A 21,986-nucleotide genomic window follows, 5' to 3' on the forward strand; every position below is an offset into this window, starting at 1 on the left:
GGGACACGAAGAATCGCCCCATCTGCAGGACCGCAAGTAGCGCAATCTTGATGGCGTCCCACGCGAGTACGAGGACGACGACGTTCAACCAACCCGGCGCTCCCGCCGCCACCGCGTCCGAGACCATCTTCATCGCGACGAGCAGCCCCGCAGCCAGAGCGAGCACTGCGGCGGCGGTGCTGAGCCTGGGCCGCGACACCCGGACTCGGCGAATCAGGACATTCGGCCTGAGTTGGGTCATTCGGCTTAGTGCCTTGCGCGTGGCCGTTGGAGTGCGTCGAGGAGTGTCTTCTCGTCGGGGCTGAGCTCGGGTGGGAAGGTCGTGGTGATGCCGTTGATCGCGATGGTGGCCGAGCGCAGGGGCTTGAGGGTGCGGAGGACTCGTCGTAGCGAGAGTCCGGTGCGGTCTTGGATCTCGCGCCCGGGTGGAATGGCCGCCCCGATGCTTAGACCAGCCATCGTGGACGCGAGACACCGGGTGACGACCCCGACCTCCTCCAGACGCTCCGTGACATGGATCGTTGCCTGCCCGTCTTCGCGCGACGCGTCGTCGAAGGTCACGAGTGAACTGGCGACGTCCGGACCGTGAAGGACGTCGTTCCACGCAACGATCACGAGTGCGTCATCGGCGGTTCCGAGACGTCCGGACCATTCGCCACCACCCAGTGCCACGGAAGCATGCTACTGACGACCCCAGCCGGGCTGCCCGCCCGAAATTCGCAGTTCGCGGCTGTGGATCCTCCAGCGACGGCAGGCCGTGTCCGCCCCAGCCAGTCGCCGAGTCGGCGACGAATGCACTCCCGCACTCCGAACAGTGACGTCGAGAACCTCGTGTGGCGGGGTCGAGCTACCCGACAGCTCGTACGGTGTTCTGGCTCCCCCTCAGCTCGTCATCTGCCAGCTTCTCGTTCCGGCAGCAGGTGGCCAACCACCAAACGGTCCAGTTCGGCGGCGGCCTCGGCGAACATGTCCGCCCAGGCGCGCAGTTGGGTGCCACTGTTCGCGTCGAGTGGGATTTCGACGACGCCGTTGCCGAGGAGCCAGACGGTCACCTCGATCGACTTGCCGTCGTCGGGGGTGTGGAGGCTGACGAAGTTCCTCAGGTGCGCGGTGGTGAGATACCGCGCGTGCTCGCCTGGCTCGGCGAAGAATGACCCCTCGTGGTCGTACCTGCACCACGGAGGACAGGACGCGGAGCCACCATCGCGTGCTGTAGTCGTGGATGGCTGGTCGCAGGATGAAGGTTCGTTGGATGATGTGGTCACGGTTTCGGTGCTCCTGTCACTGATGCCGAGGCCCTGGCTGGAGTCGTTACCTCCAGCTGGGGCCGTCTCTTCCTAAGGACGTTGCCGGTGGTGATTCGTTTCGATGCGCCTCCTTTGCGTGACGAGATCCGTAGCCAGCCGCGCCGTCAGCGAGGAGCGCTGACTCCCTGAGTCGACATCTGTGTGGTGGAACCGGTCGGGGTGCCGGTCTCGGCAGGTCGAAGCTGCGCTCTGAGTGATCCCATCGCTGTCGTGCATAGGCCACCGACGCATCGGGCCGCGACAAGGAGCCCGGCCAGGAAGATCTTGATGCTGTCCCAGGCGAGTACGAGGACGACGAGGTTGAGCCAGCCGGGTGCTCCCCTTGCGATGGTCTCGGCCACGGCGTGCATCGCGATGAGTAGCACCGCTGCGAGCGCGATCAGTGCCATGGCCGTGCGCCACCGCGGCGACGATGAGCGCACTCTTCGGCAGAGCCGGTTCGACGGCGCATGGATCTGAAGGAAGCGGTGCGCGAGCGCCACCCCATAGAACACGGGGAGGATGAGGAGGGCGAGCATCGGACGTTCCTTTCTTTGCCGGTCCTACCTCGGTAACACCACTTCGGGCCGCCCGTTGACGCAACATCTGCCGCCTGTGGACAGACACCCCCGAACGGTTCCTATGGCAACGAAGGGGATCGAGCTTGGACCGAGGCGGCGCGATCCGGCTGCACTTCTGTCGCCGCGGCGGCGGCACGTGCGGCGGCGAGGGCGCGCCGGCGGTCGGCTCGTTGGGCATCGTGGGCGACTCCCCCGCCAACGGGAAGATCCGAGGCGATGCCGTACCGGTCGCGGTAGGCGGCGACGGTGCGCACTGCGTCGACCCACCGGGCGCGGTGGGCCGGGTCGGGTGGAGGGGTGCCGAGCCGGCGGGTCCAGGGAGCACCGTCAGCAACAGCCCGCTCGGCGAGGGCCCGCGCCCGAGCCTCGATGAGCCGCTCCCGTTCGGCAATGGCGTGGCGGTCCTCGTCGCTCATCGCCCCCAGTGGTTCGGGGATGATCCCCGCGATCAACCGGGGCCTGTGCCGACAGCCGCGCGGGGTGGTCGCCGCCATCTTCTCGACCCGGTAGCGCAGGACCGCGGCAATGTCGTCGGCGTCGTCAAGACCACCCCGGTCGACGACGCGCGGGACAAGCCATTCGAGGTTGTGGTGGTAGGCCTCGGCCCGGCGCAGGGCCGTGGCGAGGGACCCGAAGGCAGCCGAGCCGATGACCTCGGCGTGCTGCTCGGTCGTGAGCCCGGACCGTCTCAGTAGGTCGAGGAACCGGTCGTGCTGGGCGTCGGCGGCGATGGTCTCCAGCTCGGCAGTGAGGCGTCCGATGTTGCCGTGGACCTCGTACTCGGCTTCGAGGGTTTGGTGCGCGGACAGGGCCGCGCCGCTGTGCTGCAGCGCCCCGTAGAGCACGGTGCGGGCGGTGACCTCGTCCGGTTCGGGGGTGGTGTGGGTGTCGTCGGGTTGGTCCAGGGCGACGTAGGCGATGTTCGACTCCCGGCCACGGCTCATCGCCACGTACAAGTTCTCCCGGGTCGTGGCCGCGGTGACGACGACATGAGCGGTGTCGACGGTGATGCCCTGAGCCCGGTGGGCAGTCACCGCGTAGCCGAGATCGACATGCTCCGCGACGTACCCCGCCGGCAGGATCACCCGCCCTCGGCGTCGCTGATCGAGCCGGTCGACCACGACGGTCCCGTCACGGCGGATGTCGGTGATGGACCAGCGGTCGCCGTTCTTGGCCCAGCTGCCGGTCATGGTCCGGATGGTGCGGTCGTTGCGCCGGGTGATGACGACATCACCGACCGAGGCGCGGGTGTCGTCGGCGAGGTGAACCTCGCGACCGTCTACGGCACCTTCAAGTGTCAGTCGTTCGGCGCGGGCGCGTTCGTTGAGGGCCCGGACGGCGTGCGCGGACTCGGTGACCAGGACACTTGCCCTCCCCGCGATGGTGTCGGTGCGCCAGGCCTGGTAGGCGGCGTCGAGCATCTCGTCGGTCAGCCCGTCGCGGATCCGGTCCTGGTGGGCGTAGGTGGAGATGACCTCGACCTCGCCGCGGCGCAGCGCGAGGGAGGCCTGTTTCTCCCATTCGTGGGTGAACCGGTGGATCTCGGTCAGTTCGGGCGTGTCGGTGCGGCGGTCGACCAGCAGGGCGAATGCTCCCCCGGCATCGACCGATTGGAGCTGGTGCGGGTCCCCGACGAGCAGCACCTTCGCTCCCGCGGTCGCGGCGATCCCGGTGATCCGGTCCAACGTGGTCGTCCCGGCCAGGGTCGCCTCGTCGACGATCACCAGCTGCCCGGCCCGGAACCTAGTCCGGCCGTGGTCGAACTCGTGCAACCACTTGGCGGTGTTGTCGCAGGCGATGCCGAGGTCGTCGGCCAACGCCTGGGCAGCCGCGGCCGACGGGGCCAGCCCGACCACACTCCCCGGACCGTGACCGGTGGTCCAGGCGGCGCGCAGGGCGCGCATGGCGGTGGTCTTGCCGGCACCGGCTGGGCCGACGAGGAGATCGACCTGGCGTCCCGAGCCGGTGATGCTCGCCAGCGCCCGGTGCTGCTCTCCGCTGAGCGGAACCGGTGTCCGGGCCAGGACCCGGGTGACCACGGAGGGTTGCACCGTCGGTGCTGTGGTGGCTTCGGCGCGGTCGAGGAGGCGGGCCTCGGCGTCGAGGACTCCGGTGGAGGAGTACTTCACCGCGTGCCGGGGACGGAAGATGCTGGTGCCGTCATCGCGCAGGAACCGGACCGGGCTGGGCGCCAGCTCCGGCGGCGTGAGCGATATGGACTGGAGTTGGGCCGCGTCGACAACCATCGCCAGCACCGTCTCCCGGTCGGTGGTGGTGGAGAAACGGAGGTCCATGGTCTGCTTCGCCGCCTCGGCGAGCAGGTTCCAATGGGACCAGACCGACCGCTTGACGCTCACCGCGGCCACGACGTCGGCGCCGATCGCTTCGATCGCCGCGAGCGGGACGTCGTCGACCGTGAGCACCGGCCCGGTACCGCCCCTCAGGGTCGTCGCCCAGGACACCGGGTCGGGACTGGTCCTGGCCGCTGCCCGGTGTCGCCATCCGGTGGTGAGTTCGGCCAGGGACCGGGTCTGCTTCGGGGGCCGGGTGGCGAGGGTGGCCTGGGCGCGGAGCTCGACGATGGTCTTCGCCGACGGCTGCCGACCGTGCCGGGCCACGTACTCGGCGATCAGGTCATCCTTCGCAAGTTCGATCTCCCGAGTCCGGCTGGAGAACTCGCCGATCAACTCGTCGCTGACGCTGGCGATCTCCCACCTCGGGTTCCGATCCGGACCCCGCTGCCGTAGCTCCCACTCCACCCCGAGGTCACGGGTCATCCGGTCCGCGAGCAGGGAGTCGTACAACGCGGAGAGTCCGGTGACCGAGGCGAACACGGGGCGCCCGTCGAGGCTGCGCCAACGTCCGTCCCGCAGCGTGAGGACCTTGTTCGAGATCACGAGGTGCGTGTGGAGCTGCGGGTCGCCGGCCCGCGAGTCGTAGTGGTCGAACGCCACCGCGGCGACCCCGGCCACCCCGACCTGGGCCACCGCCCCGTCGCGGTCCGCGCGGCCCGTCCGAGTGGCCGCCACCTCCCGCTCAAAGAACGACAACACGTCGGCGACCGCGGCGTGGTGCGCGGCCACGATCCGCTCCTGCGTCGGTGCATCGGCGAGCCCCCACAGCACCGAGACCGACTTCGTGACGCTGAACGTCAGGTCATAGCCGGCCACCGCCTGGCGTGCACCGGCGGCGGTCTCCTCGGCTTCGATCCTGGCCGTCTCCCCCGCGCGGTCGTCCGCAGTCATCGCCGGGTCGAGGGCGGCGATACGCTCCGCGATCCGGGTCGTCAGCTTGGTGTAGGTCGGGTAGGCGAGGCCGAGCTGATCGCCCGTGACTGGGTCGCGTCCCAGACCGATCAGCAGCGCCAACTGCTCTTCGCTGACCGGCATGCCCGCCCGGAGCCGGCCACCGCCGAGCGCCGCCAACCCGGAGCCCATCCACCGGCCCGGCGGCGTACCGACTTCCGTGTAGTAGCGAGTCAGCGGCGTCGACATGGCCCGGTTGCCGTCACCCGCGGCCACGCTGCGCAGCAGGTACCGGTAGCCCGCGCCCGCGGAGATCCTGCGGATCGAGACCGTCACCGCCGTATCCGTTCCACAGACTCCAGGTGGGCGGCTTCCTCCACAGGCCCCCTCGAGGTGCAAACCGTGTGAAGACGAGAAGGGGTTGGGTCGCGAACGGGGGGACCTGGCAGGGCCAGGCGCGTGGGGCGGCGTCGAGCTGGAGTGAGGACGTGAGGAGGGCCTGGTGCGGGAGGAGCACCTGAGGAGGGAAGAGCTCGGTGAAAATGCCGGGTTCCCCATCGTCAGGCCGGGCTTTACGATGTTGGCCAGACGGCATCAACACCCGCCCGCGGGCGCCGTCTGCGCCTCGAACCCGACCGGTTAGAGGAAGCAGGAGACCGCACATGACTGAACGACTCGGGCTGAAGTCTTGGGCGACCGGCGCACTGGTGTTGGCCGCGGTCGCCGCATGCGGGAACAGCGATGCGGATCCACCGCCTCCGCCTGATGTTCCCTCGACGTCACCAAGCACGCCGATGTCGAGCGCACCGACGAGTGCTTCGCCGACAACGCCGTCGGAGGCGGCCACGGCAAGTGCGACCGCAGCGATGCGGAACTACTTCGCGGTGGTTGACGAGACTCGATCTGACCTGGCCAGTGACCTCACGCGCTTGAAGGCCGTGGCGATCAGTACTCAGCTAAGTGCGGTCAACGCGTTACTCCGCCGACAGCGCGACGCGGGACAACGCCAGGTCGGCACCACGGCGATCAACGATCTGACCGTGCAGTCGGTGAATCTCGACAACTCTGCTCCGGATGCAGGCAGAGCTCCCGCGGTCGTCATTGATGTCTGTTGGGACGTCAGCGAGGTCGACGTGCTCGATGAGAGGGGCAAGTCGATCGTCGGCCCCGACCGCCCGGACACCGGGTGGACTCGCTACACCGTCGCGAACTACGACTACGCCGCCGATCCGTCCGGTGGCTGGCGCGTGGCGACGGGCCAAGATCTCAAGCGAACGCCATGCGCGGCCTCCTGATCCGCCTCCTCCTTGGGGCCGTCGCGACCGCGAGTGCCGCGGTGCTTGCCTGGTCGCCCTCGTACGCCGACTCCGAATGTGCCCAGATGGATCCGTCGACCGCGGAATGCCTGCTCTGGATCGAGGTCCCGGGTACACCAGGGACTCCGGCCATGCCGACTGATGACGGTCCGAAGGACACCGGTGCGGGTGCGGCCTGCTTCTGGGACGGGACGAGCCAAGGCATTGTGGATCCGCCGCCGGGTCCGGTGCCGTGTTCATCGGCGGACGGCTTCTGGTCGAACGCCTACCACTGCTACCTCAGCCCCATGGATCCGCAGCCGCTCGCCGGGGATCCTGCCTGGCAGGGCCACGAACCTGGTGATGGGGCCGTCTACAACTGCACGCAGCCGCAAGCAGGGCTCGTCATCACAATCTGGGCGCAGGAGCCACCTGCCGCCTCGGGAAGTGGACCGACCCCGCGCGAGGTCGCACAGTTGGCGATCGACCGGATGAGCCTGTCGGCGATCAACATCGGGATCGTCCCGAAGCCCGGTCCGGACAGTGTCGGTCTCGTCGGGATGCCGGTTTGGATGTGGGTCCAGTCTCCTGACGAACAGACCTTCGGTCCGATCACGGCCAGCGCCTCGGCTGGCGGGATGACGATCACCGCGACCGCGAAGGTGCTGCGCGTGACGTGGGACATGGGTGACGGCACCGAGGTTGTCTGCGAGACGGCGAGTACGCCGTACCTGCCGTCGTACGGGAGGAAGGACTCTCCCGACTGCGGCCACACCTATGAGAAGTCGAGCGCGCGCGAGCCCGACGAGGCTTACACCGTCACGGCGACGTCGAGCTGGGTCATCACCTGGTCCGGCGCCGGCCAGACCGGAACGATCCGCCTCAACGGCCTTAACCGCTCGACCCAGATCCAGATCGGCGAAGCGCAGGTGCTCGTGAACTGACGAGCGAAGAGGCGGAGGGACGACGATGACCACATCTGCACGCGAGGACCGGCACCCCGGCCCCCGTTCCGCCGTGCCGGACGCCGGCCCGGTCATCACTCCCCCGCCCAAGCTCCGCAGACGCCCGGCCCTGCTCGCCGCCGGGGTCGCGGTGACCGCGGTCGGCTGTCTGCTCGGGGCCTGGGCCTGGAGCGCCACCACCGACACCGAGGAGGTCCTCGCCGCGCGCAGCACAATCCACCGCGGGGAGCTGATCGAGGCCGAGGACCCCAGCGCCTCCGGATCAGCGGTGACCCGGCACTGTCTCCGGTGCCTGCCTCGGCGTACGACGACATCGTCGGCCAGCGCGCTGCGCTCGACATCACCGCCGGGGGCCTGCTGACGAGCGAGTCGACCACCGACGACCCGATGCCTCCCCCGGGCCGGTCGGTCGTCGGGATCTCCCTCACCCCCGCCCAGGTCCCCGCACTGCCCCTCCACGGTGGGGACAATGTCCGGATCATCGTGACCCCGGGTGAGACCGGGACGGTCCCGGCCAACGGCCCGGAGTTCACGAACGCGGAGGTGGTCGACACCGGCCTGGACGAGACCACCGGCAACACGGTCGTCAACGTCCTGGTCCCCCACGGGGATGCAGGTCTCCTCGCCGCCAGGGCGGCGACCGGTGATGTCGCACTGGTCCTCGACTCCGGGACCCCGTAATGGCCGTCATCTGTCTGACCTCGGCCTCCGGCTCCCCGGGCGTCACGACGACCGCGGTCGGGCTCGCGTTCTGCTGGCCGCGCCCGGTGCTGCTCCTCGAGGCCGACCCCACCGGTGGTTCCGGCGTCCTGGCCGGGTTCCTTCGCGGTACGACGCCGTACGAGGTCGGACTGATCGAGTTGGCCCTGTCCCCGCTCGGGGTGGCCGAGGCGCTACGCGACGTGGTCCGTCCGCTGAGCCCGAGCGTCTCGCTGGTGGCCGGCACCCGGTCCCATGCGCAGGCCGCGGCGCTGCGCGAGGTGTGGGAGCCGCTGTCGGTGGCATTGGGTGAGCTGGAGGCCAATGGCCAGGACGTGATCATCGACGCCGGCCGGTTGGGGTTGGCCGGGTCACCGCAGCCGTTGTTGGAGGCCGCCGACCTCACGCTCCTGCTCACGCGGGCCACGCTGCCGGCGATCTCGGCGGCCCGGTCCTGGGCCGAGACTGTCCGCCAGCCGGGGACCGGGTGGCGGCACCCTGGGCTGCTGCTCATCGGCGAGGGCCGGCCCTACCGGGCCACCGAGGTCTCGAAGGTACTCGGGATGCCGGTGGTGACCGACCTGCCCGACGATCCGGCCGCGGCGGCGGTCTACCACCGGGGCGCGTCCGCCCCGCGCCACTTCGAGACCGGCCCCTACCTGCGTGGCCTGCGAGCCGCAGCCCAGGCGGTCCAGTCCCACGTCGCCCGCAGCCGGGTCGCCCTGAGCGACGCCGCATTGAGCGAGGAGATCACACCGTGAGCGAGACGTTCCGTCATCTCCACGAGTACGGCGACCTGGCGCGGCTGCCGCTGTTCACCCAACCCGTCAACGGCACCTCGATGACGGCGCCGGCCGCCACGGCGACGGTGAGCGTGGCACCGTCCGCGAATACCGACGTCGACTGGTCGGTCGTGGCGGTGCTGCGGGCGCGGGCCTCGGAGCAGCTGAGCCAGGCGGTCGCCGCGGCCCGGACCCGGTTCGACAGGGCCGCCCAGGAGGAGCTCGGCCGGTCCATCGTGTTGGACCTGATCGAGTCGGCGATGGCGGAGGCGGTCGACGCCGGTCAGGGGGCGTGGTCGCCGGCGCGTCAGCAGGCCACCGCCCAGGCGGTATTCGACTCGCTGTTCCGGCTCGGGCGCCTCCAGCCCCTGGTCGATGACGACGCGGTGGAGAACATCATCATCGTCGGCCACGACAACGTCCTGCTGGAGCTGGTCGACGGCACCCTCATCGATGGGCCGCCAGTGGCCGACTCCGACGCCGAGCTGATCGACTTCCTGGTCTTCCTCGCCTCCCGCAGCGAGGTCAACGCCCGGTCCTTCTCCGAGGCCCAGCCCCGCCTCCATCTGCGTCTCGACGGCGGTTCGCGTCTCGCCGCAGCGGCCTGGGTGACCCCCCGGCCCTCGGTGGTCATCCGCCGGCACCGGCTGATGCAGGTCACCCTCGACGACCTCGTCGCCCGGGACATGATGAGTCCGGTCGCGGCGTCGTTCCTCCGCGCGGCGGTGCAGGCCCGTCGTTCGATCGTCGTCACCGGCGCCCAGGGGGCGGGGAAGACGACGCTGGTCCGAGCGCTGTGCGCCGAGATCGACCAGATGGAGGCGATCGGGACCTTCGAGACCGAGTACGAGCTACACCTCCACGAGCTCGGCCGACACAAGATCGTGCACGCCTGGGAGGCCCGCCCCGGCTCCGGCGAACGCAGCACCGACGGGCGCCAGGCGGGCGAGTTCACCCTGGATGAGGCCCTCATCGACTCCTTCCGGTTCAACCTGTCGCGCCAGATCGTCGGCGAGGTCCGCGGCAAGGAGATCTGGGCGATGATCAAGGCGATGGAGTCCGGCACCGGCTCCATCTCGACCACCCACGCCGCCGACGCCATCGCCGCCGTCCGCAAGCTCGTGACCTGCGCGATGGAAGCCGGCCCCCACGTCACCCAGGCTCTGGCGACCAGCAAGCTCGCCGCCACCGTCGACCTCATCGTCCACCTCAACCTCGACACCAGAACCGTCGAGGGACGGACCCAACGCACCCGCCGCATCGCCGAGGTCGTCGCCGTGACCCCGGGCGAGAAGGAGGTCGGCTACGCCACCACCCACGTCTTCCGCACCGATGCCACCGGGGTCGCGGTGCCTGACGTGCTCCCCGATGAGTACCGCACCCTGGCCCACCACGGCTTCGACCTCGCGGCGTACCTCTCGACCCACCCGATTCCCGCCCACCCATCCGGAGCGCGGCCGTGAACGCGCTCGTTCCCGGCCTGGCCGGCGGACTGATCGCCGCCGGCCTCCTCGCCGTGATCGTCGGGCTCCGGCCGACCGCCGTGCCGCCCCGGCCGCGGCCTCGCCGTCGGGTCCTGAGGCTGAGCCCCCGGGCCCGGGTCCTTGTCCTGGGCGGGTTGGGGCTCGGGCTCGTCGGGTGGCTGCTCACCGGGTGGGTGCTGGCGCTGGTGATCGCGCCGGTCGCGGTCGTCGGGCTGCCGGTGTTGTTGTCGGCTCCCCCTGCGGTCGATCAGATCACCCGGTTGGAGGCGATGGAGGAATGGACCCGGTCGCTCTCAGGGGTCCTCACCGTCGGTGTCGGGTTGGAGCAGGCACTGGTCGCGACCCTGCGCTCCGCGCCCGCACCGATCGGCGGGGAGGTCACCCGCCTGGTGGCCCGGCTGCGGGCCCGGTGGGACACCGAGACCGCGTTGCGGGCCTTCGCCGACGAGCTCGACGACTCCACCGGCGACCTGATCGCCGCCAACCTCATCCTCGGCACCCGCCGCCGCGGAGCTGGCCTGGCCAGCGTCCTGGAGGGCCTGGCCGAGTCCGTGGCCGCCGATGTCCGCGCTCGTCGCCAGGTCGAGGCCGACCGGGCCAAACCGCGCTCGACCGCGCGGTGGGTGACCCTGATCAGCGCCAGCGTCCTGGTCGTCCTCGCCCTGTCCGGAACCTACGTCGAGCCGTACCGGACCCCGATCGGCCAGGTCATCCTCGTCGTCCTGCTCACCGCCTACGTCGCCACGCTCATCTGGATGCGGCGCATGGCCAACGGCCAACCACCGCCCCGGTTCCTCGGCCCCCACTCCGACGTGGCGGCCCGATGACCACCGGACTGCAGCTGGCGCTCCTGGCCGGCGGACTCATCGGACTCGGGCTGATGCTCCTGCTCGCCCGGCTCCTGCCCGCCGAGCCGGATCTCGCCGACGCCCTCGCCCGGGTCTCGGCGACCCGCACAGGTACGACGACCACACCGGCGCCGGCGAACAGCGGCACGGAGCGGATCGGGCTGTGGGGCCTCCGCGTCCTGCCTCCCGGCCTGTGGGCGCGCACCCCAGTGCGGGAGCTGGCGTTGCTGCGGATCCCGGTGGCCCGGTTCTACGGCGAGAAGCTCACCTTCGCCGGCCTCGGGCTGGTGATCCCGCCGCTGCTCACTGCCCTGTTCAACGCACTCGGGCTCGCGATCCCGCTCACGATCCCGGCCGCGGCGTCGATCGGGCTCGCCGTGGTCATGTTCTTCATCCCGAACTACAACGCCCTCGACGAGGCCCGCAAGGCGAGGCTCGAGTTCGCCCGCGCCCTGGGCGCCTACATCGATCTGGTCGCCCTGGAGCGCCACAACGGGATCGGCGTACGTCAAGCGATGGAGGCCGCCGCCCAGGTCGGTGACTCGTGGGTCTTCACCCGCCTCGCCGAGGAGCTCACCCGCTCGCGCTGGTCCGGCCTGCCGCCCTGGGACGCCCTGCACACCTTGGCAGCAGAGCTCGGCCTGCCCGAGCTCGACGACTTCGCCGACATCATGCGGCTCTCGGGAGAACAAGGAGCAAGCGTGTACGCCACCCTGCGCGCCAGATCCGCAGCCATGCGCACCGCGATGCTCAACGACGAGATCGCCCAGGCCAACGCCGTCGGCGAACGGATGACCATCCCCGGCTCCCTGCTCGGCGTCACCTTCATGGCGCTGCTCGTCGCCCCCTCATTACTGCGCATGTTCACCACCTCATGACAACAACCGCCACCGCCCCAGGAGGAACCCGATGTTGAAAGTCCTTGTCCTGCTCCAGATCGCCGCACTCCACTACGACGACCTGCGCACGCATCGGCCCACCCATCGGCCCGGCCACCGGGCAGAAGAGCGGGCCGGGGAGCGCGGCTCCGTGACCATCGAGCACGTGCTCTGGGCGGTGGCGGTGATCGCCATCGTCGGAGTCGTGGTCGCGGCGGTGACGTCCTATGTCAAGTCCCAAGCCGGCAACATCAACTAGTCGCCACCCACGGCGGCGGCGCGGTGAGCGGGGCTCGGTCTCGATCGAGCTCGTGATCCTCCTGCCTGCCCTCTTCGCGTTGATGTTCCTGGGCATGCAGGCCGCGCTGTTCTACCAGGCCCGAACGGTGGCCATCGCGGCCGCGCAGGAGGGCGCCCGGGCAGCCGGTGCCGAGCACGGACGCGAGTCCGACGGTCTCGGTGCGGCGGACGACTTCATCACCGAAGCAGGCGGGGACGACGTGCTGACCAGAGCCCAGGTGACCGTTAATCGGACGACAGCCATCGCCACCGTCACGGTGAGCGGATTCAGCATGAGCGTGATCCCGGGCTGGAAGGTCCGGATTACCCAGAGCGCGACGGTCCCGGTCGAGAGGCTGACCACACCATGACCCGGCGCCGCGACGAACGGGGATCAGCAGCGATCGAGGCAGCAATCGGCGTACCGGCCTTCGCCCTGCTCGTCGGGCTCATCATCTTCGGCGGACGCACCGCGAGCACCCACCAAGCACTGCAATCCGCGGCCGCCGATGGCGCCCGGTCGGCCTCGCTCGCCCGCAGCCCCGACACCGCCGCCGCTGACGCTCGCGAGGCGGCGACCACCAGCATCACCAACCAGCAGATCGGATGCGATCACGTCAAGGTCAGCGTCGACACCGCCGACTTCGACAAACGACCCGGCGTCCCCGGGGCGGTCGACGTGACCGTCTCGTGTCGCCTGGACCTCTCCGACCTCGCCGTACCGGGCGTCCCCGGCTCCCGGGTGCTGCGCGCGACGATGTCCAGCCCGATCGACACCTGGCGGGAACGATGAGCCGCCCACGCGACGAGGGCGGATCCATCACCGTCTGGCTGGCGCTGTCCAGCCTCGCGATGATCTTCCTGGTCGGGCTGGCCGTCGATCTCGGCGGCCAGGTCCACGCCCACGAACGCGCCCACGACCTCGCTGCCCAGGCCGCCCGCGCCGGCGGCGGCGAGGTCGACGGCGGAGCGGCGATCGAAGGACGCGTCCTGACCATCAACCCGACCCTCGCCCGCGCCGCCGCCCAGCACTACCTCGAGACTGCCGGCGTCACCGGCAACGCCGAGATCACCAACGCCACCACCCTCACCGTGACCGTCCACGACTCCTACGACCCCCGGTTCCTCGGCCTGCTCGGCATCAACCGGCTCGACGTCACCGGCACCGCCACCGCACGCCTGACCCGCACCCTCGGAGGGAATCCGCGATGAGCAACGTCCACTCCCGGCTGCGGGGCCTGACAGCAACCCTGGCCCTGCTGGCCTTCGTCGGCGGCACACCACCCCTGCTCCTCGCAATCGACGCAGTCCCAGACCTCTCTGCCTTCTCCTGGTCCCGACTGAGCGCACCAGACGACGGGACGCTCGCGCTCGAAGTGATCACCGTGGTCGCGTGGATCGCCTGGGCCGTGTTCGCCTACTCAGTCATCGCCGCCATCGTGTCCCACGCCCGGGGCATCCGGGCCCCACGCCTGCCGGGCCTCGCGATGCCCCAGCTCGCTGCGGACCGACTCGTCGCCGCGGCAGCCCTCCTCTTCGTCGCCATCCCTGCGACCACGGCGCTCCTGTCCCCACCGCGAGCCCAAGCGACCCCGGCAGCCGCACCACTACCGGACTACCACGTCGCCGAAGCGCAGCCGGTGGCGCCGGCCGCGCCGGCCCCCGCCGTCGTCGTCGCACCGAAGAAGGCCGAGCCACACGGCACTGAGCGCTACACCGTCAAGCGCGGCGACAGCCTCTGGAAGATCGCGGATGAGCGGCTCGGGGACGGCACCCGGTACGTCGAGCTCGTCGACCTCAACCACGCCATGCTCGACGGCCGACCCGGATTCCTACTGCCCGGCACCGTGCTGCGCGTGCCGGCAACCCCGGCAGCGGCCGAGGTGGTGGAGGACGAGTACGTCGTCCAGCCCGGCGACACCCTCTCCGAGATCGCCGCAGAGCAACTCGACGACGCCGCCGCGTACCAGGCGATCTTCGAAGCATCCCAGAACACGGCGCAGGCCAACGGAGTCCACCTCACCGACCCCGACCTGATCCACCCAGGCTGGCGACTGACCATCCCCGGGCAGCACCCATCGTCGGCTCCGCAGAAGCCCCCCGTCGAGCTACCTCCAACGCCGCCCGAGACGCCTCCCGAAGCCGTCCCTCCTCCCGTGCCGGCCACCCCTCCAGCCCCCGACGAAGCCGTCCCCCCGCCAACGGACAACGTCGACGACACGGAGGACAACGCCGACGACGACGCCGAGCGGTCCTGGCTCCTCTCCGGCCTGACCGGCACAGGCGCCGTACTCGCCGGCTCGCTCTGGCTCGTCCTGCGCCAACACCGACGGACTCAACTGCGGCACCGACGACCCGGCACGATCCTCGCCCCGCCACCCGAGGAGCTCCGGGACGTGGAGAAGAGTGCACACGTCACCGGATCCGTCATCGCGCCTCGCATCGAGGACCTCGACCGAGCACTACGGTCCCTCTCGCCCTCTCCGAGACTGCTGTCCGCGTCCCTGTCCGAACATCGGATCACCCTGACACTCGCGGAGACCGCTGACCTGCCGCGGCCGTGGACCGGCTCCGCTACGACCTGGCACCTCGAACTGGCCGACGTCCCGGTGGTCTCCGCTGACGCCAGCGCGCCGTACCCGCTGCTGGTGAGCGTCGGCCAGGCCGCCGACGGTGCGTTGATCCTGCTGAACCTCGAGGAGGTCCGCACGGTGTCGGTGACCGGGAACCACGAGCGCGGCGAGGCACTTGCCCGACACCTCACCGCGGAGCTCGCGCTCAACCCCTGGTCGATGCTCGTCGAGGTCGACACCCTGGGCGTCGGAGCAGAACTCACCGACCTCCATCCAGGCCGCCTCCGCATCCATGCTACGGGTGACAGGGCGTTCATCAGCCGGCTCGTCCGTGAACTCTCCGCCGACGAGCCCGCACAGGAACCAGATCAGTTCCGCGCAGTGATCATCGCCAACACCGATCCCCCCGACGCCGACGTTGCCGACCTCGCCAACGCCATCACCGGCTACCCCACGCGGCCAGCTGCCGCGCTCGTCAACCTCGGCCCTGCCCCGACGGCGACTGGCACCGACCTGCACCTTTCCAGCGACGGCCACTTGACGAGTCCACCGCTGGGCCTCGACCTGGCTACCGCGGGCCTGACCTCAGACGAGGCGAAAGCCTGCGCCACCCTCGTCGACATCACCCGCGAAACCGAGATCACTCCCGTTCCACGGCCCACCGACGAGACGGCCGTCGCGGACCCCTCCGGCGCCCTCGTCGCGCACCTAACCGAACCACGCCCCCACGGCCCAGCCGGCGACAGATCACTCCTGCCCCAAAACGCGCAGGCCTACGCCGACATCGCGGCCACAACGGCCGCCGACGTGGACCAGCTCGCTCCCCTCGCTCGTCGCGACGCAGGGTCAGCCGTGGACATGGCCGATCCCGACCTCGACGAGGACCTCGCGCGCTGGGAGTCACCCATCCCCGTCGCCCCCAAGCTCACCCTCCTCGGACCCGTGTCAGCCCGGACGATGGGCGACTTCAAGGCAACGGCCAACCGTCGCCCGTACTACATCGAACTGCTCGCGTACCTGGTGCTGCACCCCGCCGGCGTAACGGCAGACGACCTCGCCGCCGCCATCGGAATCCGTCCCAAACGCGCCCGCACCGACATGAGCGCACTCCGCCTCTGGCTCGGAGTCGACCACACCGGCGAGCCCTACCTGCCACGGGCACGGCAGACTCACGCAACCGGGGCGCCCGCGGCGTACCAACTCCACGGTGTGCTGTCCGACCTCGACCTGTTCCGACGACTCCGCGCCCGCGGCCAAAGCCGAGGTGCAGGAGGAATCACGGACCTCGTGGCAGCCCTGCGGTTGATCAGCGGCGAGCCGTTCACCGATCTCCGAAACGGTGGTTGGAACTGGCTTCTAGAAGGCGAGCGCCTCGACCACATCATGTCGAGCGCTATCGTCGATGTCGCCCACATCGTCACCACCCATGCGCTCAGCGCAGGAGACCGCGACCTCGCAGTCTTCGCCGCACACGTCGGCGTCGCCGCTGCGCCGTACGACGAGGTCGCGCAACTCGACATGGTGGCGGTAGAGCGTGCGACCGGCCACGATGCAGACGCCGAAGCCCGGCTGCGGGACGACGTGCTTAACCGGAGCGACGACGAACTCGGCCCGATCGATCTGCCGGAACGGACCGGGGCCATCGTCCGGGACAAGGAATGGGCGCGTTCACGTGTACGCCGGACGGGGTAGGACGCATCGCTCATGTCACGAGCTCCGTTGCCCCTTCTAAACGTAACGGCGGCGCACTCCGATCTTGACCTCGGCTAGAACGCATCTTCGACACAAGGTGTGGCGATAACGAGCGGCGAGCAGCAGTGCCGGGCGTCACAACGCCGGGCAAGCCATCGCCCTGCAGTGCAGGGCCCACCGAGGCCGGGCACCGCTGGCCCGCCACGCATCCCGGTGCCGACATGGCCTACGTCTCCGGCCACGAGTTGGGCCATGTGGGCTACGAGAACGCAACGCATTCACCCACGGAAACTGGTCAAAACCCGGCGGGGCAGGTCGCGCACGGCCACTCGTCCTGCCCAACCGACTGGAGTTGCGACCTGACCAGGCCAACTAGAAGAACCTCGTCAAGTCGCTCCTGACTTGTCAGGCACCTCACAAAGATCCGATGTAGACGAGTTCCGATTGAGCGTGCCCTAGTTACGGCCGCATATTCGCCCCTAGGTTCCCGGGGGTGGACAAGAGTCCGATCCCTCGGAAGGCAGGAACCTTCAATGAAAACACGCAGATCTCTCGCGATCCTGACGGCGGTGGGTCTCATCGCCGCGAGTGCGGTGGGTGCCGCGTTCGGGGAGTCGGAGACCCTCGACCCCGACGTCGTTGACGTCGGGCCGAATCCCGAACTGTACGAGCGGACGATCGACACGGCCGAGAAGCTGGCAGGTGGGTACGAGCGCGCCGGTTTCGCCGGCACCGTGGTCGATCCGGACAAGCACGCCGTCACGATCCGTTGGGCGGGCGAGATTCCCGCAGACATCGCCAAGATGGCAGGTGAGAAGGACGGCGTAACCGTCGAGGTCGTCGCAGCGAAGTACGACGAGGATGTCCTCGTCCACAACTCCCGTCTTCTGATGGCAGCCGACCGGGAAGCGACGATCGCCAAGGACGCCGACGCCGAGCGACGCCTTCTCATGGTGGGCCCGAACGACGACCGCTCAGGCCTCGTCGCGCGGATGGCACCTGGAACACGGGTCAGCGACGCCGACCAGCAGGCCCTGCTCAAGGCGATGGACGAGCCCATCCCGATTGAGTTCGTCGTGGACGACCTGCTGAGTGGGGGAGAGAACCTCGCGAGGCACAACGACTCGGCGCCATGGCAGGGGGGTGGCGCAACCAACATAGGCGGCGTGCACGGCTGCAGCACCGGATTCGCCGTCACGGGGTCGACAGGGCAAGGGCGTCTACTCTCCGCGGCGCATTGCTACGACGTCGGTAACGTCGCACACGACGGCGCGAACCAGGTGATCGGTTCCGTCACGAATGAACGACTGACCCACGATGCTGTACTGATCGATCCAGCGGCATCGCCCGCCACCATCGGCAAGGTGTTCACGGGCCCATGGAATTCCGACACCTTCAGGTGGGTCAGTGGTGCAGGCGCACCCTCTGAGGGCGACCCTGTCTGTACCTCGGGGGCGAACTCGGGAGAGCGCTGCGGCATGGATATTCTGTTGACCAACCAGACCCTCCCGTGTGCCGATAACATGGGTTCGGAATGCACCGGCTTCATCGCCCATGGATCGGGGCACAAGGTTGCCAATGGTGACAGCGGCGGGCCGATTTACATCCGACGCACCGGTGGGAAGGCCACCGCCAGGGGGATCATCGCCCGGGCGATCGGGGCCCAGGCGACGTGCAGCGCGACGATGCGCCAGCCGGAGCCGTGCTACTCGTACGTGTTCTCCGTCGGAATCCACAAGATCCTCGACAGCAGCTGGAACCTCACCATCGAGACGGGGCCATGACGACCCCCGGCGTTCAGCTGTGACCGTGTGATTCGCTTGCTCTCGGACCAAGGCGCGACCGGCGCCTGGAGTTGACGTCGCGCTCCGGGCGCCGGGTTTTGTTGTGCTTCATCACGAACTCCCCCAGGATGGCGCGCTCACTCCTCCGATGCAGGAAGAGGCTTTGCATCGAGCCCCGCATGAGTTCGAGGACGCGGCAGATTTCGCTTGAGGACCGCGGCAAGTCCCGACCGCGAACGGGGCTCAGTGTGGTGAAACCAGCATGGCGAGCCGCGACATGCAGCCCCCGCGGCATTCGTCGGAGGCGCGGGGGTCGCCAGCGGGAAGAGCGTCACAGCCGTCGAGGAACCAAGACCACTCGGCGCATTCGTCTGTGCCGCTTCTTCAGCCCGAGAGCAAGCCGTCTCGGCCTTGCCCCACGAGTTCTTAGGGGTACCTGTTGACCTGCGAAAACGCAGGTACCCCCTCGTGTTCCCCGCCTGAGTTCCCCCGATTCCGGGGAACCTGGCGGTGCACGCTCGCGGCATGTACGACTCGACAGATCCCGTCCCGCACTGGACCGTTGCGACGATGCGGCACGTCGCCACTGAAGGCACCTTGGCCGGTGCTGCGGTCCGGTACGCGAACCTGGGGATCCCGGTCTTTCCATGCGTGCCGGGCGGCAAGCAGCCGCTGACCCCGAGCGGCTTCCACGACGCAACGTCGTCAGCGCGGGTCGTCCATCAGTGGTGGCAGCGCACTCCCGAGGCCAACATCGGCCTCCCCACCGGGGCCAGGACCGGCATCCTCGTCGTCGACATCGACGTCCACTCGGGGGCCAGCGGGTTCGGCGCCTTCGAGCGAGCCCGGGCCGAAGGACTGGCCGAGGGCTGGGGCTGGGCGGTGCGGACCCCGTCCGGCGGCATCCACGCCTACTACCCCACCGTCCCCGGCCAGGAGCAGCGTTGCTGGCAGGTCCCGTCGGCACACGTCGACTTCCGCGGCGACGGCGGCTACGTGATCGCTCCCCCCTCCCAGCTCGAGGTCAACGGGATGGTCCGGACCTACGACGTCATCGCCGTCTCGACCAAGCCGGCCCGACCGGTCGACGCGACCAAGCTCCGCGCTTTCCTCGAGCCGCCGCGCCGCAATCCATCTCCGGCTGCTCCGTCCGCTGCAGCGACTGGTTGTCGCCCGGATGCACTCGCCGCGACCGTGGCCGCTGCCCCGGAGGGTGGACGCAACCGATCCCTGTTCTGGGCATCGTGCCGCATGGTCGAGAACGGTCTCGACCGCACCACGGTCGCCGGTTACCTGACGCCCGCCGCACAGCACGCAGGGCTTCCCGACCGCGAGATCAAGTCCACGATCGACTCCGCCTTCCGCAGCACCTCCCGCCTTGGCGCCGCGAGCCGCCCGGGCCCTACCCCAGCGAGTGAGGCGATCCAGTTGTGAACACCCACACCGAATGCCGCCGCCACAGCCAACTACCGCCAACCCAACCCACTCATGCGCGGCGGACGGATGACACGGCCAGCGAGCTGGCTCGTCACAGCGACCCCTCCCTCGCCACCCCCGCCGGTTCCCCGGCGGCGGCGTCGACGCGCATGGCCTGGGTGCGACCGACCGAACTCACCCCCTACGTCGCGCCGTTGATCGGCCGCGGCATCGACCTCCAAGCCGAACTGATCCGGCGTGCCCGCCGTACCCCGGTCACGGCCACCCGCGCGGTCCAACGGTCCCGCCACGTTCCCTCACCCCGAACAGGCGCCCCCGTGGCGCGCGAGGAAGGACTCCAGCTATGACGCACTCGTTCACCACGGCCCAGGGGCTTCGACGTCTCCTCGTCCGGCTCCGCGCGACCGGGCCACACGCCTGGGAACACGACGCCGAGGCGCGCGAACTCATGCTGTTCGCCACCCGCAAGTACCAGGCGCTGTCGATCAAGCACCACTGCGACCCCGCGATCGGTGCAGCCGCCGCGTTCGAGGCGATGCGCACCTACGCCGTGCGCACGGCCGACGACCCGTGGGCGGTGGTGACTCAGGCGGTCAAGGTCAGCCTCATCGCCGAGGAACGCGCCGAGGGCCTCCTGTGCTCCCCCGACCGGGCCCGACGTCCCGAGGTCTCGCGCCACCACGACGTACGCCGCTTCAGCGACACCGAGGCCGACCTGGTGAACCTCCTGCCCTCCCTCGCCGTCGCGCCCATCGACACTGAGGAGACTCCCCCGACGGGCGCCTTCGAGGCGGTCGAGACCGTCATCGACCTCTTCACCGCACTCGGGTGGCCCCGCGACACCGCCACCTGCGCACTGGACTACATCGCCGCGCGCCTGATCGAATCCGGCAACCGGACCACGACCCACGCGGCATTGCGCCGCGACCACACCGCCCGCGCGCTCCTCGACCTCGACCGGGACGCGTGGGCGACCCTGCTCCGCGTCGTCCTCGGCAACCCGAACCCGGACGAGGCCTGGACCGCTGATGGCCACGGCCTGCTGCTCCGGCTGCTGATCGGCCATCCGGTCACCGAGGTGCTCGACGACGACCTGCTCGTCCTGGAGATCGCCGACACCGCGCCGGACCCGCGAGGAGGCGTTCATGTCTGAGCACCGCGGCCACATCGAGCTCGACCGGACCCTCGACTCGATCTTCATCGGCGTACGTCACCGCAAGGACCCCGGCGACCTCGCACAGCTGATCGAGTCCATCGAACGACTCGGCCTGCTCCAGCCGATCACCATCACCCCCGAGGGCGTGCTCGTCTGCGGCTGGCGCCGCCTGGAAGCGGTACGCCGCCTGGGCTGGCGGACGGTGAAGGTCTGGGTCCGCTCCGGCATCTCCGACCAGCTGCAGCACCTGCTCGCCCAACAGGACGAGAACCAGCTCCACAAGCCCCTCACCGAACTCGAGAAGGCCTCGCTCTACCGGGAGCTGAAAGCGATCCGAACCGACGAGGCGGAACTTCGCAAGCAGGCAACCCAGTTCGGCGCCCCCGCCACCGGGGGAACCTCCGGTCCCGCACCCGGTGCGGGACCGGGAGACACCGGCGATGCACGGCGCCAAGCAGCCATGGCCGTCACCGGTCAGGCGACCTACAACACCCACGAGCGGGTCTGCGCCCTGATGGACTGGGCCTCACGCAAGGCAACCCCGCCGGAGATCCGGGCGCTGGCCAACGACGCCCTGCGCCGCATCGAGCAAGGCGAACCGGTCAAGCCTCTCTACGCCGAGGTCAAGGCCGCCTACGAGAAGACCCAACTGCCCGTGCCGACGGGAACCGACGACCTCACCCGACAAGCGCAGGAGGCCCACGCCCGGGCCGAGCGCGAGGCGGCCGAGAAGGGCCGGAAGAACCTCACGCGCCGCCCCGCTACGACCACTCACTACCGCAGCGTCCGCTCGTTCGTCCTGACCTGGACCGAGCTCGACGGCTGGACCGAGATGTACGACGTCGACGAGCTCGCCGCCTCCCTCAACGACGAGGACTGGGAACGGTTCGACCGCGTCGTCACCGCGACCATCGCCTTCCGCGATCAGCTCATCACCGCACGCCGGCACGCCACCCCCTCGGGGTAGCCCGAGCACCTACCCGACGTCCCCGTCACCGTCCT

General features: G+C 69.6%; 21 protein-coding genes. 17 read left to right on the forward strand and 4 right to left on the reverse strand.

What is annotated here, in order from left to right; genetic code table 11:
- Window positions 1-246: 246 nt before the first annotated feature.
- The 4 genes from MUB56_RS18585 to mobF all read right to left on the reverse strand — a co-directional run bounded on the left by MUB56_RS18585 (window position 247) and on the right by mobF (window position 5,448).
- Window positions 247-672: a hypothetical protein gene (locus tag MUB56_RS18585; RefSeq protein WP_244928496.1), complete on the reverse strand. Its 426-nt coding sequence runs from the start codon at window positions 670-672 to the stop codon at window positions 247-249.
- A gap of 218 nt (window positions 673-890) precedes the next feature.
- Window positions 891-1,265 carry a hypothetical protein gene (locus tag MUB56_RS18590; RefSeq protein WP_244928497.1) on the reverse strand — a complete coding sequence of 125 codons (375 nt, stop codon included), beginning with the start codon at window positions 1,263-1,265 and terminating at the stop codon, window positions 891-893.
- Window positions 1,266-1,411: 146 nt separating this feature from the next.
- Window positions 1,412-1,825: a hypothetical protein gene (locus MUB56_RS18595; protein WP_244928498.1), complete on the reverse strand. Its 414-nt coding sequence runs from the start codon at window positions 1,823-1,825 to the stop codon at window positions 1,412-1,414.
- Window positions 1,826-1,926: 101 nt separating this feature from the next.
- Window positions 1,927-5,448, reverse strand: a complete 3,522-nt coding sequence (gene mobF, locus MUB56_RS18600) for a MobF family relaxase (protein ID WP_244928499.1) — start codon at window positions 5,446-5,448, stop codon at window positions 1,927-1,929.
- 326 nt (window positions 5,449-5,774) lie between these two features.
- Here mobF and MUB56_RS18605 point away from each other — a divergent pair, with 326 nt between their 5' ends.
- The 17 genes from MUB56_RS18605 to MUB56_RS18685 all read left to right on the forward strand — a co-directional run bounded on the left by MUB56_RS18605 (window position 5,775) and on the right by MUB56_RS18685 (window position 21,951).
- Window positions 5,775-6,407 carry a hypothetical protein gene (locus MUB56_RS18605; protein WP_244928500.1) on the forward strand — a complete coding sequence of 211 codons (633 nt, stop codon included), beginning with the start codon at window positions 5,775-5,777 and terminating at the stop codon, window positions 6,405-6,407.
- Window positions 6,392-7,351: a hypothetical protein gene (locus tag MUB56_RS18610; RefSeq protein WP_244928501.1), complete on the forward strand. Its 960-nt coding sequence runs from the start codon at window positions 6,392-6,394 to the stop codon at window positions 7,349-7,351. The genes MUB56_RS18605 and MUB56_RS18610 overlap by 16 nt, the downstream gene beginning before the upstream one ends.
- Window positions 7,352-7,376: 25 nt before the next feature.
- A complete protein-coding gene (locus tag MUB56_RS18615; protein WP_244928502.1) occupies window positions 7,377-7,733 on the forward strand; it encodes a hypothetical protein in 357 nt (118 codons plus the stop codon).
- Entirely contained in the window at window positions 7,661-8,053 is a 393-nt protein-coding gene (locus MUB56_RS18620; RefSeq protein ID WP_244928503.1) for a hypothetical protein, read from the forward strand. Before MUB56_RS18615 ends, MUB56_RS18620 begins: the two co-directional genes overlap by 73 nt.
- A complete protein-coding gene (locus MUB56_RS18625; protein ID WP_244928504.1) occupies window positions 8,053-8,832 on the forward strand; it encodes a hypothetical protein in 780 nt (259 codons plus the stop codon). The genes MUB56_RS18620 and MUB56_RS18625 overlap by 1 nt, the downstream gene beginning before the upstream one ends.
- Window positions 8,829-10,316 carry an ATPase, T2SS/T4P/T4SS family gene (locus MUB56_RS18630; protein ID WP_244928505.1) on the forward strand — a complete coding sequence of 496 codons (1,488 nt, stop codon included), beginning with the start codon at window positions 8,829-8,831 and terminating at the stop codon, window positions 10,314-10,316. The genes MUB56_RS18625 and MUB56_RS18630 overlap by 4 nt, the downstream gene beginning before the upstream one ends.
- Window positions 10,313-11,164: a type II secretion system F family protein gene (locus MUB56_RS18635; protein ID WP_244928506.1), complete on the forward strand. Its 852-nt coding sequence runs from the start codon at window positions 10,313-10,315 to the stop codon at window positions 11,162-11,164. The genes MUB56_RS18630 and MUB56_RS18635 overlap by 4 nt, the downstream gene beginning before the upstream one ends.
- On the forward strand, window positions 11,161-12,063 hold the full coding sequence (locus tag MUB56_RS18640) for a type II secretion system F family protein (RefSeq protein ID WP_244928507.1): 903 nt from the start codon (window positions 11,161-11,163) through the stop codon (window positions 12,061-12,063). Before MUB56_RS18635 ends, MUB56_RS18640 begins: the two co-directional genes overlap by 4 nt.
- Before the next feature lie 31 nt (window positions 12,064-12,094).
- The gene (locus tag MUB56_RS18645) at window positions 12,095-12,322 is read left to right on the forward strand and encodes a hypothetical protein (protein WP_244928508.1); all 228 of its coding nucleotides are present in this window, start codon (window positions 12,095-12,097) and stop codon (window positions 12,320-12,322) included.
- Entirely contained in the window at window positions 12,291-12,713 is a 423-nt protein-coding gene (locus MUB56_RS18650; RefSeq protein ID WP_280637313.1) for a pilus assembly protein, read from the forward strand. The genes MUB56_RS18645 and MUB56_RS18650 overlap by 32 nt, the downstream gene beginning before the upstream one ends.
- Window positions 12,710-13,135, forward strand: coding sequence for a TadE family protein (locus tag MUB56_RS18655; RefSeq protein WP_244928510.1), 426 nt, complete (start codon window positions 12,710-12,712; stop codon window positions 13,133-13,135). The genes MUB56_RS18650 and MUB56_RS18655 overlap by 4 nt, the downstream gene beginning before the upstream one ends.
- Window positions 13,132-13,554: a pilus assembly protein TadG-related protein gene (locus MUB56_RS18660; protein ID WP_244928511.1), complete on the forward strand. Its 423-nt coding sequence runs from the start codon at window positions 13,132-13,134 to the stop codon at window positions 13,552-13,554. Before MUB56_RS18655 ends, MUB56_RS18660 begins: the two co-directional genes overlap by 4 nt.
- Window positions 13,551-16,607, forward strand: coding sequence for a LysM peptidoglycan-binding domain-containing protein (locus tag MUB56_RS18665; RefSeq protein WP_244928512.1), 3,057 nt, complete (start codon window positions 13,551-13,553; stop codon window positions 16,605-16,607). The genes MUB56_RS18660 and MUB56_RS18665 overlap by 4 nt, the downstream gene beginning before the upstream one ends.
- Before the next feature lie 569 nt (window positions 16,608-17,176).
- Window positions 17,177-18,391, forward strand: a complete 1,215-nt coding sequence (locus tag MUB56_RS18670; RefSeq protein WP_244928513.1) for a S1 family peptidase — start codon at window positions 17,177-17,179, stop codon at window positions 18,389-18,391.
- Window positions 18,392-18,916: 525 nt separating this feature from the next.
- Complete coding sequence (locus tag MUB56_RS18675) at window positions 18,917-19,825, forward strand: bifunctional DNA primase/polymerase (RefSeq protein ID WP_244928514.1); 909 nt, start codon at window positions 18,917-18,919, stop codon at window positions 19,823-19,825.
- Window positions 19,826-20,171: 346 nt separating this feature from the next.
- Entirely contained in the window at window positions 20,172-20,981 is an 810-nt protein-coding gene (locus MUB56_RS18680; protein WP_244928515.1) for a serine/arginine repetitive matrix protein 2, read from the forward strand.
- Window positions 20,974-21,951 carry a ParB N-terminal domain-containing protein gene (locus tag MUB56_RS18685; protein WP_244928516.1) on the forward strand — a complete coding sequence of 326 codons (978 nt, stop codon included), beginning with the start codon at window positions 20,974-20,976 and terminating at the stop codon, window positions 21,949-21,951. The genes MUB56_RS18680 and MUB56_RS18685 overlap by 8 nt, the downstream gene beginning before the upstream one ends.
- Window positions 21,952-21,986 lie beyond the last annotated feature (35 nt).

Origin of the sequence: Nocardioides sp. W7, from assembly GCF_022919075.1 — a bacterium.
In the GTDB taxonomy this organism is placed as follows: domain Bacteria; phylum Actinomycetota; class Actinomycetes; order Propionibacteriales; family Nocardioidaceae; genus Nocardioides.

Coding starts and splice junctions, on each gene's coding strand:
- MUB56_RS18595 (WP_244928498.1), bottom strand. CDS start 1,825: ATGCTCGCCCTCCTCATCCTCCCCGTGTTCTATGGGGTGGCGCTCGCG.
- MUB56_RS18605 (WP_244928500.1), top strand. CDS start 5,775: ATGACTGAACGACTCGGGCTGAAGTCTTGGGCGACCGGCGCACTGGTG.
- MUB56_RS18610 (WP_244928501.1), top strand. CDS start 6,392: ATGCGCGGCCTCCTGATCCGCCTCCTCCTTGGGGCCGTCGCGACCGCG.
- MUB56_RS18615 (WP_244928502.1), top strand. CDS start 7,377: ATGACCACATCTGCACGCGAGGACCGGCACCCCGGCCCCCGTTCCGCC.
- MUB56_RS18625 (WP_244928504.1), top strand. CDS start 8,053: ATGGCCGTCATCTGTCTGACCTCGGCCTCCGGCTCCCCGGGCGTCACG.
- MUB56_RS18640 (WP_244928507.1), top strand. CDS start 11,161: ATGACCACCGGACTGCAGCTGGCGCTCCTGGCCGGCGGACTCATCGGA.
- MUB56_RS18645 (WP_244928508.1), top strand. CDS start 12,095: ATGTTGAAAGTCCTTGTCCTGCTCCAGATCGCCGCACTCCACTACGAC.
- MUB56_RS18650 (WP_280637313.1), top strand. CDS start 12,291: ATGTCAAGTCCCAAGCCGGCAACATCAACTAGTCGCCACCCACGGCGG.
- MUB56_RS18655 (WP_244928510.1), top strand. CDS start 12,710: ATGACCCGGCGCCGCGACGAACGGGGATCAGCAGCGATCGAGGCAGCA.
- MUB56_RS18660 (WP_244928511.1), top strand. CDS start 13,132: ATGAGCCGCCCACGCGACGAGGGCGGATCCATCACCGTCTGGCTGGCG.
- MUB56_RS18665 (WP_244928512.1), top strand. CDS start 13,551: ATGAGCAACGTCCACTCCCGGCTGCGGGGCCTGACAGCAACCCTGGCC.
- MUB56_RS18675 (WP_244928514.1), top strand. CDS start 18,917: ATGTACGACTCGACAGATCCCGTCCCGCACTGGACCGTTGCGACGATG.
- MUB56_RS18680 (WP_244928515.1), top strand. CDS start 20,172: ATGACGCACTCGTTCACCACGGCCCAGGGGCTTCGACGTCTCCTCGTC.
- MUB56_RS18685 (WP_244928516.1), top strand. CDS start 20,974: ATGTCTGAGCACCGCGGCCACATCGAGCTCGACCGGACCCTCGACTCG.